This is a genomic window from uncultured Porphyromonas sp., from assembly GCF_915070105.1.
Lineage (GTDB): Bacteria > Bacteroidota > Bacteroidia > Bacteroidales > Porphyromonadaceae > Porphyromonas.
Genome location: NZ_CAJZFJ010000016.1, coordinates 1 through 15,906, shown reverse-complemented (window position 1 = coordinate 15,906; position 15,906 = coordinate 1). Strand labels below are relative to the sequence as shown.

Annotated in this window: 11 protein-coding genes and 1 tRNA gene; 7 read left to right on the top strand and 5 right to left on the bottom strand. The window is 52.2% G+C overall.

Annotated elements, in window-relative coordinates; all coding sequences use genetic code 11:
* Positions 1-45: 45 nt before the first annotated feature.
* Both QZ554_RS02810 and QZ554_RS02805 read right to left on the bottom strand, forming a co-directional pair.
* The gene (locus QZ554_RS02810; RefSeq protein ID WP_297194207.1) at positions 46-1,629 is read right to left on the bottom strand and encodes an alkaline phosphatase family protein; all 1,584 of its coding nucleotides are present in this window, start codon (positions 1,627-1,629) and stop codon (positions 46-48) included.
* 5 nt (positions 1,630-1,634) lie between these two features.
* Positions 1,635-2,972 carry a DUF4105 domain-containing protein gene (locus tag QZ554_RS02805; protein ID WP_297194205.1) on the bottom strand — a complete coding sequence of 446 codons (1,338 nt, stop codon included), beginning with the start codon at positions 2,970-2,972 and terminating at the stop codon, positions 1,635-1,637.
* 271 nt (positions 2,973-3,243) lie between these two features.
* Here QZ554_RS02805 and QZ554_RS02800 point away from each other — a divergent pair, with 271 nt between their 5' ends.
* On the top strand, positions 3,244-4,671 hold the full coding sequence (locus QZ554_RS02800) for a hypothetical protein (RefSeq protein WP_297194202.1): 1,428 nt from the start codon (positions 3,244-3,246) through the stop codon (positions 4,669-4,671).
* Positions 4,672-4,844: 173 nt separating this feature from the next.
* On the opposite strand, the gene QZ554_RS02795 is transcribed toward QZ554_RS02800, so the two are convergent.
* The gene (locus tag QZ554_RS02795) at positions 4,845-5,348 is read right to left on the bottom strand and encodes a 3'-5' exonuclease (protein WP_297194200.1); all 504 of its coding nucleotides are present in this window, start codon (positions 5,346-5,348) and stop codon (positions 4,845-4,847) included.
* 177 nt (positions 5,349-5,525) lie between these two features.
* Between QZ554_RS02795 and QZ554_RS02790 the strand changes: the two genes are divergently transcribed.
* The 4 genes from QZ554_RS02790 to QZ554_RS02775 all read left to right on the top strand — a co-directional run bounded on the left by QZ554_RS02790 (position 5,526) and on the right by QZ554_RS02775 (position 11,047).
* Positions 5,526-6,620, top strand: a complete 1,095-nt coding sequence (locus tag QZ554_RS02790; RefSeq protein WP_297194198.1) for a metallophosphoesterase — start codon at positions 5,526-5,528, stop codon at positions 6,618-6,620.
* Between the two features lie 893 nt (positions 6,621-7,513).
* A complete protein-coding gene (locus tag QZ554_RS02785; protein WP_297194196.1) occupies positions 7,514-9,694 on the top strand; it encodes a S46 family peptidase in 2,181 nt (726 codons plus the stop codon).
* Positions 9,695-9,702: 8 nt separating this feature from the next.
* Positions 9,703-10,413: an NAD-dependent deacylase gene (locus tag QZ554_RS02780; RefSeq protein WP_297194194.1), complete on the top strand. Its 711-nt coding sequence runs from the start codon at positions 9,703-9,705 to the stop codon at positions 10,411-10,413.
* Between the two features lies 1 nt (position 10,414).
* The gene (locus QZ554_RS02775; RefSeq protein ID WP_297194192.1) at positions 10,415-11,047 is read left to right on the top strand and encodes a ribonuclease H family protein; all 633 of its coding nucleotides are present in this window, start codon (positions 10,415-10,417) and stop codon (positions 11,045-11,047) included.
* 619 nt (positions 11,048-11,666) lie between these two features.
* On the opposite strand, the gene QZ554_RS02770 is transcribed toward QZ554_RS02775, so the two are convergent.
* Both QZ554_RS02770 and QZ554_RS02765 read right to left on the bottom strand, forming a co-directional pair.
* On the bottom strand, positions 11,667-12,101 hold the full coding sequence (locus tag QZ554_RS02770) for a DUF1810 domain-containing protein (RefSeq protein WP_297194190.1): 435 nt from the start codon (positions 12,099-12,101) through the stop codon (positions 11,667-11,669).
* 149 nt (positions 12,102-12,250) lie between these two features.
* A tRNA-Cys gene (locus QZ554_RS02765) sits at positions 12,251-12,321 on the bottom strand.
* A 662-nt stretch (positions 12,322-12,983) separates the two neighbouring features.
* Here QZ554_RS02765 and QZ554_RS02760 point away from each other — a divergent pair.
* Entirely contained in the window at positions 12,984-14,414 is a 1,431-nt protein-coding gene (locus tag QZ554_RS02760) for an AAA family ATPase (RefSeq protein WP_297194188.1), read from the top strand.
* The gene (locus QZ554_RS02755; protein WP_297194187.1) at positions 14,414-15,733 is read left to right on the top strand and encodes a hypothetical protein; all 1,320 of its coding nucleotides are present in this window, start codon (positions 14,414-14,416) and stop codon (positions 15,731-15,733) included. The genes QZ554_RS02760 and QZ554_RS02755 overlap by 1 nt, the downstream gene beginning before the upstream one ends.
* Positions 15,734-15,906: the final 173 nt, after the last annotated feature.

Below are 15,906 nucleotides of genomic sequence, written 5' to 3'. Positions count from 1 at the left end.
TACCAAGGACTGTGCCAATCTATGCTCGGGGAAGTACCCTGCGAGCTACTGGGCTGCATTTGGTGGACGAATGCGCAGTACGTAGGAGATAGCCTTAGCGACATCAGGTGCCGTAAGGATAGGGTAGGTAAAGGTCTTGGGGTCAATGCCTGCTCCGAAGAGGATGCAGGGGGATGCTATGGCTGTAGAGTGAAGCCATAGGTGGGGGTTGTCTGCTGTCTCCTCTACCTCCCAGCCTGGGATGAGGGACCAGTAGACATCAGCTAGATACTTGTTGTGGACGGATCGTCTTAGGGCGATGCCGAGGTCGCTCAGGGAGGACTGGGCGATGAGGTGATGGCCTGCTACGGCATATCCGATACCTTGCATCTCCTCGATGAAGGCTGCGGACTGCTCCTGTAGGTCGGATAGGCGCATCTTCTTGCTCTCGATGAGCTTCTTGTTGAGGTAGATTCGTCCATCTGCTAGTCGCTCGACCCAACTTCCCTGTCCGTGTATGGCAGAGAGGTATAGGTTAAGTAGGGCAGCGCCCTTCTTGGTGCTGAAGCGTCCGTAGCGTGCCTCTGCGCCCTTGATACGAGGGCGACGATAGTGGGTATAGCCAGTACCTGCTAGGGCGACGAGGTAATTGCCTTGGCCGAACTTCTTATCTAGCTCCGAGAGGATGGCCTGCACATTACGATCTAGGCGTACATAGGCATCCAACTCCTCTACGGTGAGCTCTGAGGTGAGGGCATCACGTGGGGCGACATCTAGGCTATAGGAGAGGGAGAGCATCCCTGTGCTTCGGCTCTCGGCATAGCCCCCTTGGTCGATGAGGCGTAGGGCTAGGGCAGTGACCTCCTCGTTGGCTAGTGCACTGCGCTTGAAGTCTGCGACCTGATGGCCTTGGTAGCGATAGGAGAAGCCCTTCCCCCAGTCTGACCATTGTCGGCCACTCTTAGGGGTATAGGTCTGTAGAGGACTCCACACCACCTGCCCTGAGACTAGACGCTTGTTAGGGCCTTCATTGGAGCGGTTGTAGGCCTCTAGGAACTTGGGCATCTCCTCGTAGTGTGTGGAGGTAGCCCATGAGCCTATCTTGCTGTCCAGCCAAAAGGCTCCATTGGCGAACCACCCTCCTGAGGCTATCGCCACCTCGGCGTCTGAGGCTATGGAGTAGACGATTGAGGAGCCTGCCGAGGCCTCTCTTAGGCGATCGCCTAGGGTGTGTACGAGTAGGTTCTTAGGAGAATAGGTATCTCGAGTATAGTTCCCTAGGACGCTGGGGTCTGTGAAGACACTCTCCCAGCGACTCTGTGAGGGTACCCAGAGTGAGGGACGCTCTAGGCCATGTACGTATGGATAGGATGCGGTGTGGAGCGTCGCCGTGGCAGAGGCTCGGTTGATCTCCGCTAGAGGGAAACTGACCTGACGATAGAGCTTACCCTCACTCATCATCCTCTGCAGACCCTGAGAGGAGAGGTACGGACGAAGCTCCTCGAGGTAGTCTCCCCGCAGATCTTCTATGGTGATGTAGACTACCAGCCGAGGTAGCTCCGTCGCTAGTGCAGGCTGCTGCAGAGCTACGAGAGCCAGTAGTGAGGTCAGTAGTAGACGTACACTCCTCTGGGGTAGGGGATTCTTCATCACACTCATGGCAGGGTAGGTAGGGGCATAAGGAATGAAGGGAACCACCCTGCACGCCCTAGACCGAGGACGAAGAGTGACACTGCGATCAGATAGACGCTTGGGTTGATTACCTGTCCGACACTTAGGGCGACGATGGGGAAGGCCACCAAGGGGATGAGTAGAACCATCGAGATGATACGACGTACCTTCATCGTACGGCTACCGAAGGGCATGAGTACAGCCAGCACGAGGTAACCTGGATGGAGGGCAAGGAGGTTCCAGTTCGGGAAGACCATAGGGTGCTCCGAGAAGAAGGAGATGTAGAAGAGTAGGCATCCGCCTAACCCGGCTACCAAGTAGATCAAGAACTCTAGGATACCATAGATCTTCCACCCACGTGCACGCAGTGCATAGATCGTCAGACAGAGGATGAGTAGTAGACTGAAGGCAATGAGTGGGTGTGTGAAGTTGAAGCCTCCGCGAGGGGTCGCAGGTGCGCCCTCAGTCTTGATGTACTGCTCGCAGGGCTTGAGCCACACGGTGTCAGTTGCTCCCATACGTCCATAGGAGGATGTAGCGAGGATCTCTGCGGCATCTGTAGGGATGAAGAGACGCTCTAGGGGGTGCATCGTCTGGTCTAGCTCAGAGCCCATAGCTAGGTCGGTACCCAGCACGAGCCACGGAGAGCCGGCCTCTAGAGCATTGATGACCTGACGCCAGGTAGTCGGCCGTAGATAGTGGCTGTTCTGATCGTCGAAGTGCAGGGCTACCATATCCAGCGTCCCCTGTAGGTCGGGGGGGAGGGATAGGGTCTCGAAGTAAAGGTCTAGGGGACGTGTGCTACAGTTATTGCGAAAGGCATTGTAGCGGTAGACTCTATTATCGGGTTGGATATTCTTCAGTAGGAGAGCCCACATGCGGCTACGCTGTCCGCTCGTAGTGGCGAGGATGACCTCACGGAGCTCTCTGCCTGCGTAGGACTCTCGATATGCCTCCGTGGGCATGGGGAGCACGATGTAGTCGGTCTTGCCCTGCACGTAGCGCAGGAGGAAGTCCTCGGAGAAGTCGAAGATCCCATAGTTGAAGACCACATCTAACCCCTGCTGAGCATCCTGTACTCGTAGTCCTGCGTGTCCATAGACGGTATAGATCTCATCGTCACTGGGTGCAGCGGCGATGAAGGAGATCTTGGCCGAAGGACTGAGCATGGAGGGGATACGCATCAGTACGGAGGGGTCCTGTGCCGAGGCTGTCCCTACCCATCCCATGAGGACACAGAGTGCCATCATGAGGGTCTGTAGAGGTCGATATAGACTCTGTGGGGATGATGTGAGTCGCTGATAGAGTGCTCTAATATGCATAGCCAATATCTCAGAGGGATGATAATGCTCTAGCACCATGATCAACGTTAGAGCTACCCTCCGATCGCACACAAAGATAAGAAAACTATCTAGCTCTGAGGCACTGCCCTAGCTCTATATACCTCCCTCTGAGGCTCTCTCCTGTGCCTAGATGGTACACTTAGTAGGGGCAATATGCTGTGTGCTGACGTATTACGTACTATCTTTGCACTCACTATCTACGTAGTATTCACATAACGCTATCATAAATTATTCACTGACTTACTCCGTGATGAAGAAATCGCTGTTTCTGCTAGCCTGCCTCTTCGTGATGGTCGGCTGTACCCCCTCGAATGCTTCTCCTACTCCTCCCGCACCTCCTAAGCCAGCCCCACAGAAGCTTAAGCCTATGGCGAAGCTTCCAGCTAAGCTAAGTGAGGCTACCCGTACCTTCTTCGCTGGCTCTCTCGCCGAAGTTTCTTCCCCTGAACCCGTAGCACCCGAGCATAAGCTCAAGCTCTCCGAGCTAGAGGCATACCGCAATGCGATGTGGCAGCTCTGGCGTGAGTCTAACAAGGCCTTTAGTGAGGAGAAGCTCCCAGCTCTAGCCCTCATCTCCGAGACGATGCGCAGCCATGTCTGGAACCTCCCCAATGAAGAGGATGGTGGGCAGTCTTTCCCCGCACGGATGCCTTTCTATTATGGGTATAAGGGCGCACGTCCCTCTGCTGGCTATCCCCTCTTCCTCTACCTACATGGATCGGGAGATAAGGGGCCTGAATGGGAAAACGGGCGCCGCTTCGCTGGTCAGTTCAAGGACGGCCCCTCGATCTACTTCGTTCCCCAGATCCCCAATGAGGGTCAGCTCTATCGCTGGTGGCAGCGCTCCAAGCTCCATGCTTGGGAGAAGCTTCTGCGCCTAGCCCTCCTATCTGACGAGGTTGATCCCCTACGTATTTACTTCTTTGGGATCTCCGAGGGCGGGTATGGCTCACAGCGTCTCGCTTCGTACTATGCTGACTATCTAGCGGGGGCAGGGCCTATGGCAGGTGGCGAACCCCTCATCAATGCCCCTGTGGAGAACTGCCAGCACATCGCCTTCTCCCTACGTACGGGATCGAAGGATAACATGTTCCACCGAGATCGACTGACTCAGATCACCAAGGACGCCTTCGAGGCACAGCAGGCACGATACCCGGGCTACTACAAGCACTTCATCCAGCTCATTTCAGGCTCTGGTCACGGCATCCCTTACGAGCCTACTACACCTTGGCTAGCTCAGCATAAGCGTACTCCCCATCCTAAGAGTGTGCGCTGGGAGGACTACCCAGTCGATGGTGTCTATCGTCAGGGATTCTATAACCTCCAGCCCCTCGAGACCCCAGAGGATATAGAGCGATTCTTCTATGATGAGGAGATCGCGGGCAATACGATCAACCTCAAGATCTCCTCTGTCACCTACACCTCAGTGGAGAATAGTCCTCAGTGGGGCTTCCCTATGCGCTATGAGAAGACCTTCACCCCGGCGACCTCGGGTAAGATCCGTGTCTACCTCAGCCCCGAGCTTGTGGACCTCTCTAAGCCCGTACGCATATTGATCAATGGCCGAGAGGTGTACTCTGCCCAGCCCACCCTGAGCTGGAAGGTGATGGCCGAGAGCTGTACAACCTTCTTTGATCCTCAGCGTCTCTTCCCCGTGGCACTAGACCTCTCCTATTAGGTCGTATCTACCATGATATGCTACCTACCTCACCCCTATTTATTAGGAGTATCGGTTAGGCCTTAGCATACTGATAAAAGCAGTTCGCCCCCGAGTAGTGCCTAAGACTACTCGGGGGCGAACTGCTATCTGTAGGTAGTCCCCTCCCTTCCTTGGCTTCCCCTCTTGGCTCTTTAGGGTAGGTCTCGGAAGACCTCTAGGGCGATGTAGGCGCAGGCCTCTGCATCGGCTAGAGCGTGGTGGTGATCAGCCAGATGATAGCCGACACGCTGGGAGACCGTCTCTAGGCGGTGGTTGGGGAGCTCGGGGAATAGGCGACGGGACTGACGGCAGGTGCAGTAGAAGGGATTGGTGTGCAAGGGGAGACCATAGGCGGCGAGGACAGCACGCAGACATCCTTCGTCGAAGCTACTGTTATGGGCTACGATGGGTAGATCACCTAGGCGGGGATGGATCTCCCGCCACACCTCGGGGAAGGTAGAGGCTGTGGCTGTGTCCGATGCTGTAAGCCCATGCACTGCGGTATTGTAGTAGCTGTAGAAGTCGGGTAGGGGACGGATCAAGCGGTAGTAATGATCGACGATGTGCCTGTCCTCTACGAAGACAAGCCCGATACTGCATACGCTGCTCCGCTCGCGGTTCGCTGTCTCGAAGTCTAGGGCTACAAAGCTATCCATAGGATTTGTTTCTTGGGCTAGGGGAGGGGAATGTCCCTACACCCCACCTAAATACTTAGTTGTGTCCCAAAGGTACGCACTTTCGTCGACCCCTCACTCGGTGATCCTTGCCCTATTTGTATAGTGGAACATTCTTGGATAGCGATGGTTACATCCCTATAGTGTAAATAGTTTGTAATGATCAGTATGATACTCATCGCCCTGCTTCTCCTACTAGCAGGTGTCGGTTACACGGGGTGGCATTTGGCAAACCTCGCTCCCCTTCCTCTTATTTGGCGCTGGGTCATAGGCCTTGGCTGGCTTGCGCTCTTTGTCCTCGTAGTGCTGAGCTTCGTCTTCCGTGCTCAGCTCTCTGTCGCTCTTACTCGCTTCGGCTATCCAGTGGCGACGAGTTGGGTCTTTTACCTCCTCTATCTAGTGATGATCTTCCTCGCCATAGATCTGCTCCGTCTCGTGCCACAGCTCCGTCCGTGGCTCGTGCCGAGCTGGCCACTCGTAGGCTGTGTTGCCCTCGTTATGGTGGGAGTCTTTGCCTGGGGAAGCTCTGTCTATCACTCGAAGGTGCGAGTGCCTCTAACGATCCAGCTCGATAAGCCCCTAGCACGCCCACTGAAGATCATAGGGCTCAGTGACCTACACCTCGGCTATACGATCGGGCGGGAGGAGCTAAGTCGCTGGGTCGATCTCATCAATAGTGAACGCCCAGACCTCGTCCTAATAGCAGGCGACATCGTGGATGGTGACGTGCGCCCTGTCCTAGAGGATGGTATGGCGGAGGAGCTAAATCGTATTGAGGCGCCTATCTATGCCTGCCTCGGAAACCATGAGTACCTAGGTGGTGAGGCTCACCGCCGACAATTCCTTGCCCAGACCAAGGTACAGCTCCTCTGTGACTCCGTAGCGACCCTCGGAGATCAGCTCTATATCATCGGGCGAGACGATGAGACCAATCCCCAGCGTAAGAGCCTAGCCCAACTCACGGCAGGCCTTGATCGCTCGAAGCCTATTCTACTCCTTGATCACCAGCCCCACCACCTAGAGCGGGCTCAGCAGGCTGGGATTGACTTCCAGCTCTCGGGACATACGCACCGAGGGCAAGTCTTCCCCATCAATCTCATTGTCGATAGGATGTACGAGCAGTCACACGGCTATCATCGCCGAGGCAGGACGCAGTACTATGTGAGTAGTGGTATCGGGATCTGGGGTGGTAAGTACCGCATAGGCACGCAGAGCGAGTATGTGGTGATCCAGCTCATGGGTAGGGCTAACTAATACACGTCCCTAGGGGATAACTGTCCCGTCGCTTTGCCTGCTGTGAGTGTGATGTCGCAGGCTTTTCGCTAGCCCTTCCCAAGACCTATAATGACCCCTCAGAGGGGACTCGGTATGTTCGCCCCCGTCACCTATGTCAAGGTGGCGGGGGCGAATATTATATGTCCTATCCTCCCTTATCGGAATGTCCTCTATCACTCTCTCGGAATGTCCGATAAAGAGGAAGGTGGAGAGGCTGTTTTGAGGCCATTGGCTCTACCCAGTCTTCGCTCTCCTTATATCCCCCTGCTTACGATCTTCATTCAGGGCTGAGTATGGAATCATTAGAAGCAAAGGATCAAGTGATCGAGGAGCATACACCGAAGATAGAAGTAGGAAATCATTAGAGGTCGAGGATCAAGTCATCGAGGGACATGCACTCAAGATAGAAGCCTCTGTACTCTAGGTGTTTATTTACCAAGTATATACCTGCTACCTAGGAGGGAAAAGTATACACGTGTGTACACAGTAGTATACCCACGTGTACACAAGTGTATACACGCGTGTACACTACCTCGCTCTCAGTATGTCCCCAGTAGAGCTCTTTGGTATGTCTCTTCCTCGGGGCTAGCATCTAGGAGCACCAGAGACACTGCTGGGGCTTCCTTGGCCATGAAGTGCTATGCCAAGGGAGTGGAAGAGTGGGGGATACTAGGAGTGATCATGTGTCGGCTCTGGGGCTTCGTTATGGGAGATGAAGGACTCGGTGAATGGAGGTGGCTGATGCTCTAGCTATATGGGTGGATGAGCCCCCGTAAGATCGGGCTCTAGCGGTGTCGAAATCACTGCTTTTTCGTATGTTTGTAGAGGAAAGTATGGACTCTACTAACTCATATACCACTATTCCAAGACATATGCGCAAGACAATCTTTACCCTACTCGCTGCTTGTGGCCTTACCCTCGGTGCTCAGGCTGATGAGGGGATGTGGCTCATGGAGCAGCTCGCTAAGAAGTATCCCACCCTCGTCTCTCGGGGGATTCAGCTCAAGGAGTATGACCTCTACAACCCCAACGGCACCTCGCTCAAGGATGCCGTCGTGAGCTTCGATGGGGGCTGTACGGGAGAGATCATCTCCTCGCAGGGACTTGTCCTGACCAACCACCACTGCGGCTACGATGCTATCCAGCAGCTCAGCAGCGTGGAGCACAACTACCTCGAGCAGGGCTACTGGGCAAAGAGCTTCGCCGAGGAGCTTCCTGCCAAGGGGGTCGTCGTTACCTTCATCGATCGTATTGAGGATGTGACCCCCTATGTCTTGAGCGAACTGAAGAAGGTAAAGAAGGGAACGGGCATGGAGTTCCTCTCTCCCAAGTACCTCAATGGTCTAGCCCAGCGCAAGTATGCCTCCATCTATGCCAAGGGGCAGGCAGGTATAGAACTTGAGATCAAGCCCTTCTACAACGGGAACAAGTACCTGCTCTTCGTCAAGAAGGTCTATTCGGATATTCGCTTCGTGGGCGCACCCCCGAGCGCCATCGGGAAGTTCGGAGCTGATACGGACAACTGGCGGTACCCACGTCATACGGGGGACTTCTCCATCTTCCGTATCTACGCCGATGCCAATGGCAATCCCGCACCCTACTCGGAGCACAACATCCCCCTACGCCCCAAGCGTTGGTTCAACATCTCTACCTCAGGTGTAGAGAAGGGGGACTTCGCTCTGATCATGGGCTTCCCCGGTCGTACGAACCACTATGCACTGCCCAGCGAGATCAAGGAGTGGCGTGAGATCGACAACGATATCCGCATCCGCATGCGTGGGATCCGTCAGGAGGTGATGCTCCGTGAGATGCTCGCAGACCCGAAGATCAACATCATGTATGCTGCTAAGTATGCCCGCTCACAGAATGGACATAAGCGTGCTATCGGCGCCAACTGGGGGATTAGCCGTCTAGGCTTCACCGCTCCTGCCGAGCGCCTACAGTCCTATGTGCAGGACTGGGCACAGCGTCAGACGGACAAGAAGGCGAGAGAGCGATACACGGGAGCTATACGAGACATCGACCGCTCCATAGAGGAGCGAGCCAATATGCGTCGCCAGCTATGGTACCTAGACGAAGGGATCTACCAAGCCATCGAGGCTACGAGAGCTCCAGGGCTTGACCTACAGGCAGCAGCACTGAGTAAGTACTTCAAGTCCTACTGCAATGAGGACTATTCGCCCTCAGTAGATGCCAAGATTGCCCTAGCCGTCCTCACAGAGTACACCGCTCAGGTCGATCGTAAGGACTGGCCACAGGCTCTGGCCGATGGACTGCAGAAGTATGGGACACTAGAGGCCTATGTCAATGCGCTATTTACCCAATCTGCCTTCACCTCCGAGGAGGGCTATGCTCGCTTCGCTAAGCTCAGCGAAGAGGAGCAAAAGAAGGCTCTGGCCGAAGATCCACTAGCAGTCTTTGCCACCTCTGTGCGAGGAAAGCTCCAGGAACTCAGGGAAGCCCTTCGCCCCTATGACACGAGGATCGATCGTGCTCGCCGTGACTACCTCGAGGGATATGGTCTAGCGAACAAGGCACAGGGTACAGCGAATGGACTAGAGGATGCTTGGCCCGATGCCAATAGCACCCTCCGCTTCACCTTCGGAGAGATCAAGGGCTACAGCCCCGCAGATGGAGTCGAGTACCACGTGCCTACGACCCTTGAAGGAGTGATGCAGAAGGAGAACCCCAAGTCCTGGGAGTTCGCCGTGCCTAGTCGCCTCAAGGAGGTCTACCAGCAGAAGCTCTATGGAGAGAATAAGCGCTGGGCAATAAAGAAGGCCGACGGCAGCTATGTGATGCCTGTGAACTTCTGCGCTACGACCCATACAACGGGCGGGAACTCAGGTAGCCCCGTCTTCAACAAGTATGGGCATCTCATCGGGATCAACTTCGACCGTAACTGGGAGGGCGTAGCAGGTGACATCAACTACCTGCCCGACTACCAGCGCAGCATCATCTGCGATATACGCTATATCCTACTCATCATCGACGAGGTGGGTGGTGCTCGCAGACTGATCGATGAGCTTACCCTCGTCTCTGACCCTAAGTAACAAGCAATATGGACTCCTCTAAGCCACATCTAGTCGTACTCTCGGGAGCTGGGATGAGTGCCGAGAGCGGACTCTCCACCTTCAGAGATAGTGATGGACTCTGGGCAGGCGCCTCCCCCGAGGAGGTCGCCTCTGTCGAGGGGTGGGCACGAGATCCCCAGCGGGTGCTTGACTTCTACTCCCAGCGTAGACGGGAGTTCGTCGGCGCTGAGCCCAATGAGGGACATCGCCTACTAGCAGAGCTAGAGGATCGCTATCGGGTCACCATCATCACGCAGAACGTGGATGATCTACACGAGCGAGCAGGTAGCAGTCAGGTCATCCACCTACATGGAGAGCTGATGAAGAACCGCTCGGTACGTGACCCCTATACCACCTATCCAGTAGAGCCAGGTGCGCCCGACCTCCAGTTGGGCGACCTAGCTCCTGATGGGACTCAGCTACGTCCCTTCATCGTGTGGTTCGGTGAGGAGGTGCCGAATATGATTCCTGCCATCGAGGCCACAGAGCGAGCTGATCTCTTTGTCGTGATCGGGACTTCGCTCGAGGTCTATCCTGCGGCAGGCCTCCTAGCCTATACTCCACCGAGTTGTCCCGTTTACCTCATTGATCCCAAGCCCGTACACAGCAGCTACCGCCCCGACCTAATCCAGATACAGAAGGGGGCTAGTGAGGGAGTTCGGGAGCTGTGTCATCGCCTTAGCCAAGCCAAGGACTAGGATGGTATCGAAGAAGCAGAAGTGGTATGTCGTCTGGGCTGGACATGAGCCCGGGGTCTATGAGAGCTGGAGTGAATGCCAAGCGCAGATCACGGGCTATTCGAATCCTAAGTTTAAGGCCTTCGGTAGCGAGCAAGAGGCACTGCGTGCCTATGAGGATGGCGCCTATGCCTTTGCTCGCAGGCATAGTGTGCCCGAGGAGATGCAGAGTACGACCTCGACCCCAATACCCGAGGCGATCGTCGTAGATGCAGCCTGCGCTGGCAATCCTGGGGTGATGGAGTATCGAGGGCTTTACTTGCCCTCTCGTACCACGCTCTTCGAGATGGGCCCTTTCCCCCTAGGGACAAACAACATCGGGGAGTTCCTCGCTATCGTCCATGCCTTAGCACTAGTGGAACAGCGCCAGCTCAAGGGGCTTGTCATCTATTCGGATAGCCAGATTGCCCTCACGTGGGTCAAGAAGAAGCGATGCAAGACCCTCCTTCCCCGTAATGAGCAGTCAGAGCCCCTCTTCGATCTGATTCATCGAGCAGAGAATTGGCTGAATACCCATGCCTATACGACCCCCATCTACAAGTGGGATACAGTCAGTTGGGGAGAGATCCCCGCTGACTATGGTCGCAAGGGCTAGCCCCCACTTTGGGCTAGCCCCCCGAATCACTATATCTTTTCGTGTATATCTTTTGTGGAATGCGCTCCTACCGCTTAGGAGCGCATTTGTTGTATGTCCTTTCCTGTGCTGCTAGCAGTCTGTGCCTGATATATGCTGTCTTCTAGAGTCATCAGTTGAGGCACTTGGATCGCAGACTAGGGAAGAAAGGTGTAAGGCTTGGCGAATGATTAGCGGGTAGATAGGCAAAGATGATTTCCCAGCATCACCCGTGGCTAGGCTAGATGTGTTTTCTATGGAGTCTTGAGAGGCTTGGCTACTAGGTATACACAAGAGTGGTGTAATATGTAGCTGGCTAAAAGCCTTCTCTGGTATTCTTGAGGTTGCCTAGTTCGGAACTCTAAGATAGGTGCATGCACCTACTTGAATGCTTCCTGCACATTCTAGGGATTCTGTCTTGCAGGCATCTGTAAAGGTGGATAATAGTAGCCTCTTAAATGCCTGCTAGGGCATTCTAAGCACTTCAATGGCTAGTATTGAAGGCAAGGCACAATCTCCTCTTAAATGCCCGCTATGGCATTCTAAGCATACCAATGGCTAGTATCTTAAGGCAAGGATAGTTGGCCTGCTTAAATCCTCTCTATAGCACTCTGAGTATCTCCTCTGTCCTCGGGTCCCTCCGGCCATCAAAGAACTTATCTAAGAGCCTTGAAAAGACTCCGCAGGGCTCTGCTATATCGAAGAGTGTTAGGGAGGAAAAGAACTTGAGTGCATCTATCTCTCCAAATATCTGCTCTGCCTGGCACTCCTCTAAGCCCAGCAGTATCAGCGTGAGCTCTCGTAGCCTTTGACCTAGAAGGGGGTGGGCGAGATATTCCCTTGCCTCTTCTAAAGAGGTGATACCGTAAAACTGAGATATTGCACTAGATCCTACCCCCCTTAGCTGAGGAAAAATATACCACATCCAATGACTGCGCTTTTGCCCCGAGATTAACTCTTCTCTGGCGATCGGATAGCCGAGCTCCTGCGCCTCTAAGAAGCGAGAGAGGTCATACTCCATAGCTTTATGCTCCATATTGTTCTAAAGATCTTGTGTGAATACTCACCGCTAAGATAAAGGGTGGGTAAAAGCCTTATATTGATGCTGTCTCTGACCTTACTTCCTCCCATTCCATAAAAGGAAAGCTCCAAAGTCCTAATGAAAGGACTTCGGAGCTTCATCTGAGGTTCCTGGCGGAATCGAACCGCCGTAAACGGTTTTGCAGACCGGTGCCTAACCACTCGGCCAAGGAACCTTATTGCGCTTTTGCGGTGCAAAGTAACGAAAAACCTTTCACATGCACAAATATCGCAGGCCTTAGGGTAGGTGATGATAGGTGGAGGATGAGTAAGTAGGTTCACCCCACTAACTGAAACTCTTTACATGAGTGGCATAAGAGTCGAATGTCTATCGACTCAAGGTAAAGAATTTTATTTGCTCTTAAACTCTAGTTTGGAGCCAGGACCGACGCATGATCTCGCTCGCACACTCCAGCCTTTGGATCTTCAGGGGTATTATTTCATATCCCAGGGAGCCTTAGCCCATCACTAGAGATCCTAGGTATTATCCCCAAGGAATAGACATACAAGCGAGCCCAACAGAGGATATACTTAGAGCGAGGTAGTGTACACGCGTGTATACAGTTGTGTACACGTGGGTATACTATTGTGTACACACGTGTATACTCATCCCTCCTAGGTAGGAGGTATATGCTGGGGATCTCTACTCCTAGGACACGGATACTTCTATCTTCGGCGTATGCTCCTTGACGACCTTGCCTTCGCACTATAGTGATTTCATGCGTCAGCCTTGGTTTGGAGCCTCTAGTTTAGAGGCAATAATAATTTGTTCTAAGTAGATATAAGGTCTTATCTTTGTGATCAGTTGGTGTATCATTATCGTAATAATAACATAAGAATGGCAGGTTTATTCAACGAATCAGACTTTGACTTGATCGCCCAGTATGCACGTAAGAACCAGAAGGATGTGCCAGAGGTATACGACGAGCTGAAAGCAGTGTATAATAAGCTTGGGGATATCATGGACGGGCTAAAGGAACTCGGATACCATACTAATATCATAAGAAAGCCTACGAATCAAGCAAACGAGTATGGTGAATATCATTGGGGGCAAGTGTATCCTAAAGAAGAGATACATTACAACGAATGTTATAAAAGAGTGTTTCTGGCAGTGGTGGCACTTACTGGCAGTGGCTTTGAAATTCACTTTGATTGTAATGAAAAACCTCCATACAAATGTAAATGTGATACAGAGGCAAAGAGAAAGATACAGAAGGAAACTTGGTTGCAAATACCTAAAGCAGAAGCCTCCACTTATACTTGTGAGAGGTTAGTCAGGAAAGTCGATGACTATATTCAGAAAAATTGGGTGGCCTTCAATCAGTTCGCTAGAGAGTTTGGCATCAAGGAAAGTATTAGAATCTTAGAAGAAATGGATAGGGAAGTGGAAAATACCAAGAAGCTACTTTTGGCTAATCACAACGTCGTGCTTACGGGAGCCCCTGGGACGGGTAAGACCTACTTAGCTAAAGAAGTGGCTAATGAGATGGGGGCAGAATACAAGATCGTGCAGTTTCATCCCTCCTACGATTACACTGACTTCGTGGAAGGTTTGCGTCCGCTGAGTCGAGGGGATAGCTTAGGTTTTCAGCGGATGGATGGTGTCTTCAAAAAGTTCTGCAAGGAGGCTCTTCATGCAGATAGCTCACACCCTTATGTCTTCATCATCGATGAAATCAATCGAGGTGAGATCTCCAAGATCTTTGGGGAACTATTTCACTCCATTGACCGAGGGTATAGGGGAAAGAAGGGACGAGTAAACACCCAGTATCAGAACTTGGTCAAGGAGGATGACGAATTCTATGAAGGCTTCTATGTCCCTGAGAACGTGTATATCATCGGTACCATGAACGACATCGATAGGAGCGTCGATAGTATGGACTTTGCTCTGCGTAGAAGATTTGCGTGGAAAGAAATCACGGCAGAAAGTCGGATCTCTATGCTGGATGATGAGACGGCTTGGGGTGGCAGGAAGCCTGAGCAAAGCGTGATCGAAGAACTGAAGAGAAGGATGACGAACCTTAATAACTGCGTCATCGATCAGTATCCTGATCAGGAATCAACCCCGACAGCGAGCAAAGATAGGATCGGACTGACGAAAGCCTATCAAATTGGAGCTTCGTACTTCCTCAAGTATATGATGTATGGTAACTTCGATGACTTGTGGGAGTATCATCTGAAGGGGCTGCTGTACGAGTACTTAAGAGGGACCTCTCACATAGAAGAGAAGATAGAGCGGCTACACGCCGCATACAATGATCCCCAGTAGTGATTACCTACGATTATAGCCAGGCTCCCATCAGTCCTGATGAGCGCCGAGATTTAGAAGTCATCGCAGGGGTAAGGATCGAAGACATTACAATAGAGGACTATCCGAATCTCCTCGTTTTCCCCGACTCCTTCGATAGCTATGATAGAGATTTAGCGAGGAAGGAAGTGTGTGCCATTAGCGCAGATGGGAGCAAGCTCTTTACCAATAGTATCGTTGGCTTCATCGGTAGGAATAAAACGCATCTGTCTATTCACTCTCGATTTGCCAAAGGCGGAGTGGAGGACTTCTTCTTGCACTACATGCTTCAGAGAGTCGCTCGGATTAATCTGTTTAATCTATCTCATGCGATAGACGAAGATGCAGTCTTTGACTTTCTGATATATATGTTCCCACAATACCTGAAGAAAGCCCTTAGCCAAGGTGTCTATAAGAAGTATGTGCAGAGGAAGTGTAATGATGCGCATATGAAAGGGAGCATTGATCTTAATCGGCATATCAGGTACAATGAGCCATTTAATGGTCAAGTCGCCTACTCAACTCGTGAGCACAGCTATGACAATGAGATGACACAGCTGATTCGTCACACTATAGAATTTATCAAGAGTTATAGGAATTGTAGTCTACTGAATGGGGATCTTGGCACTCAAGAGGCGGTCTCCCAGATATGCGCTGTTACCTCCTCCTATCTCCCTGCTCAGCGAAGCTCCATCATCAACAAGAACCTACGACCGATGGTACATCCCTACTATAGCGAGTACTTGCCGTTGCAGAGGCTATGTCTCCAGATACTTCGCTATGAAGAGCTGAAATATGGACAAGAGGACGATGAGGTGTATGGGGTACTGATTGATGCTGCATGGCTGTGGGAGGAATACTTAGCTCTTATACTATCCGAGGAGTATAACCACTACTTGAAGGGAAAGAGAAAGAGTTTTTATCTCTTCGAGGGCTGTCAGCAGATTATACCAGATTTTCTGTCCTTGGATAAGAAGATCGTGGCTGATGCTAAGTACATTCCTCTTGATGAAGCGGATGAGTATGGTGAAGACAAGGCAACCTCTATCTATTATAAAACGATTACCTACATGTATAGATTCTGCTCGAATACAGGTTTGCTACTTTACCCTCATCCCCATGAGGCAAAGGAGCCGAAAATCCTTAAGATCAAGACAGAAATGGAGTGTACCCATAGAGGGCAAATCGTGAAAGTAGGTCTAGGTATTCCATCCAACTATCAAGACTTCGATGCTTTCTGTTCGTCTATGAAGCAGTGTGAGCAGGACTTTGTCAGTCGCTGTGCACGTTCAAAATGGTAGTCTTCAATAAAACGAGAGAGGCTACTCCTTAATATTAGGAGTAGCCCCTCTTATTTAGAAAGTGTTAGAAAGAGATGTTATTCGTCGAGTTCTTCACCGTTGTCTAGGAGTTCCTTGTGGAAGGCTTCGTCAGCGAGGATGTCGGCAAAGTTAGACTCAGTCTCAGCCTTGAA

Bases quoted from the DNA above. Each gene is read 5' to 3' on its own strand.
- QZ554_RS02810 (WP_297194207.1), bottom strand. From the start codon at position 1,629: ATGAAGAATCCCCTACCCCAGAGGAGTGTACGTCTACTACTGACCTCA.
- QZ554_RS02805 (WP_297194205.1), bottom strand. From the start codon at position 2,972: ATGCATATTAGAGCACTCTATCAGCGACTCACATCATCCCCACAGAGT.
- QZ554_RS02800 (WP_297194202.1), top strand. From the start codon at position 3,244: ATGAAGAAATCGCTGTTTCTGCTAGCCTGCCTCTTCGTGATGGTCGGC.
- QZ554_RS02795 (WP_297194200.1), bottom strand. From the start codon at position 5,348: ATGGATAGCTTTGTAGCCCTAGACTTCGAGACAGCGAACCGCGAGCGG.
- QZ554_RS02790 (WP_297194198.1), top strand. From the start codon at position 5,526: ATGATCAGTATGATACTCATCGCCCTGCTTCTCCTACTAGCAGGTGTC.
- QZ554_RS02785 (WP_297194196.1), top strand. From the start codon at position 7,514: ATGCGCAAGACAATCTTTACCCTACTCGCTGCTTGTGGCCTTACCCTC.
- QZ554_RS02780 (WP_297194194.1), top strand. From the start codon at position 9,703: ATGGACTCCTCTAAGCCACATCTAGTCGTACTCTCGGGAGCTGGGATG.
- QZ554_RS02775 (WP_297194192.1), top strand. From the start codon at position 10,415: ATGGTATCGAAGAAGCAGAAGTGGTATGTCGTCTGGGCTGGACATGAG.
- QZ554_RS02770 (WP_297194190.1), bottom strand. From the start codon at position 12,101: ATGGAGCATAAAGCTATGGAGTATGACCTCTCTCGCTTCTTAGAGGCG.
- QZ554_RS02760 (WP_297194188.1), top strand. From the start codon at position 12,984: ATGGCAGGTTTATTCAACGAATCAGACTTTGACTTGATCGCCCAGTAT.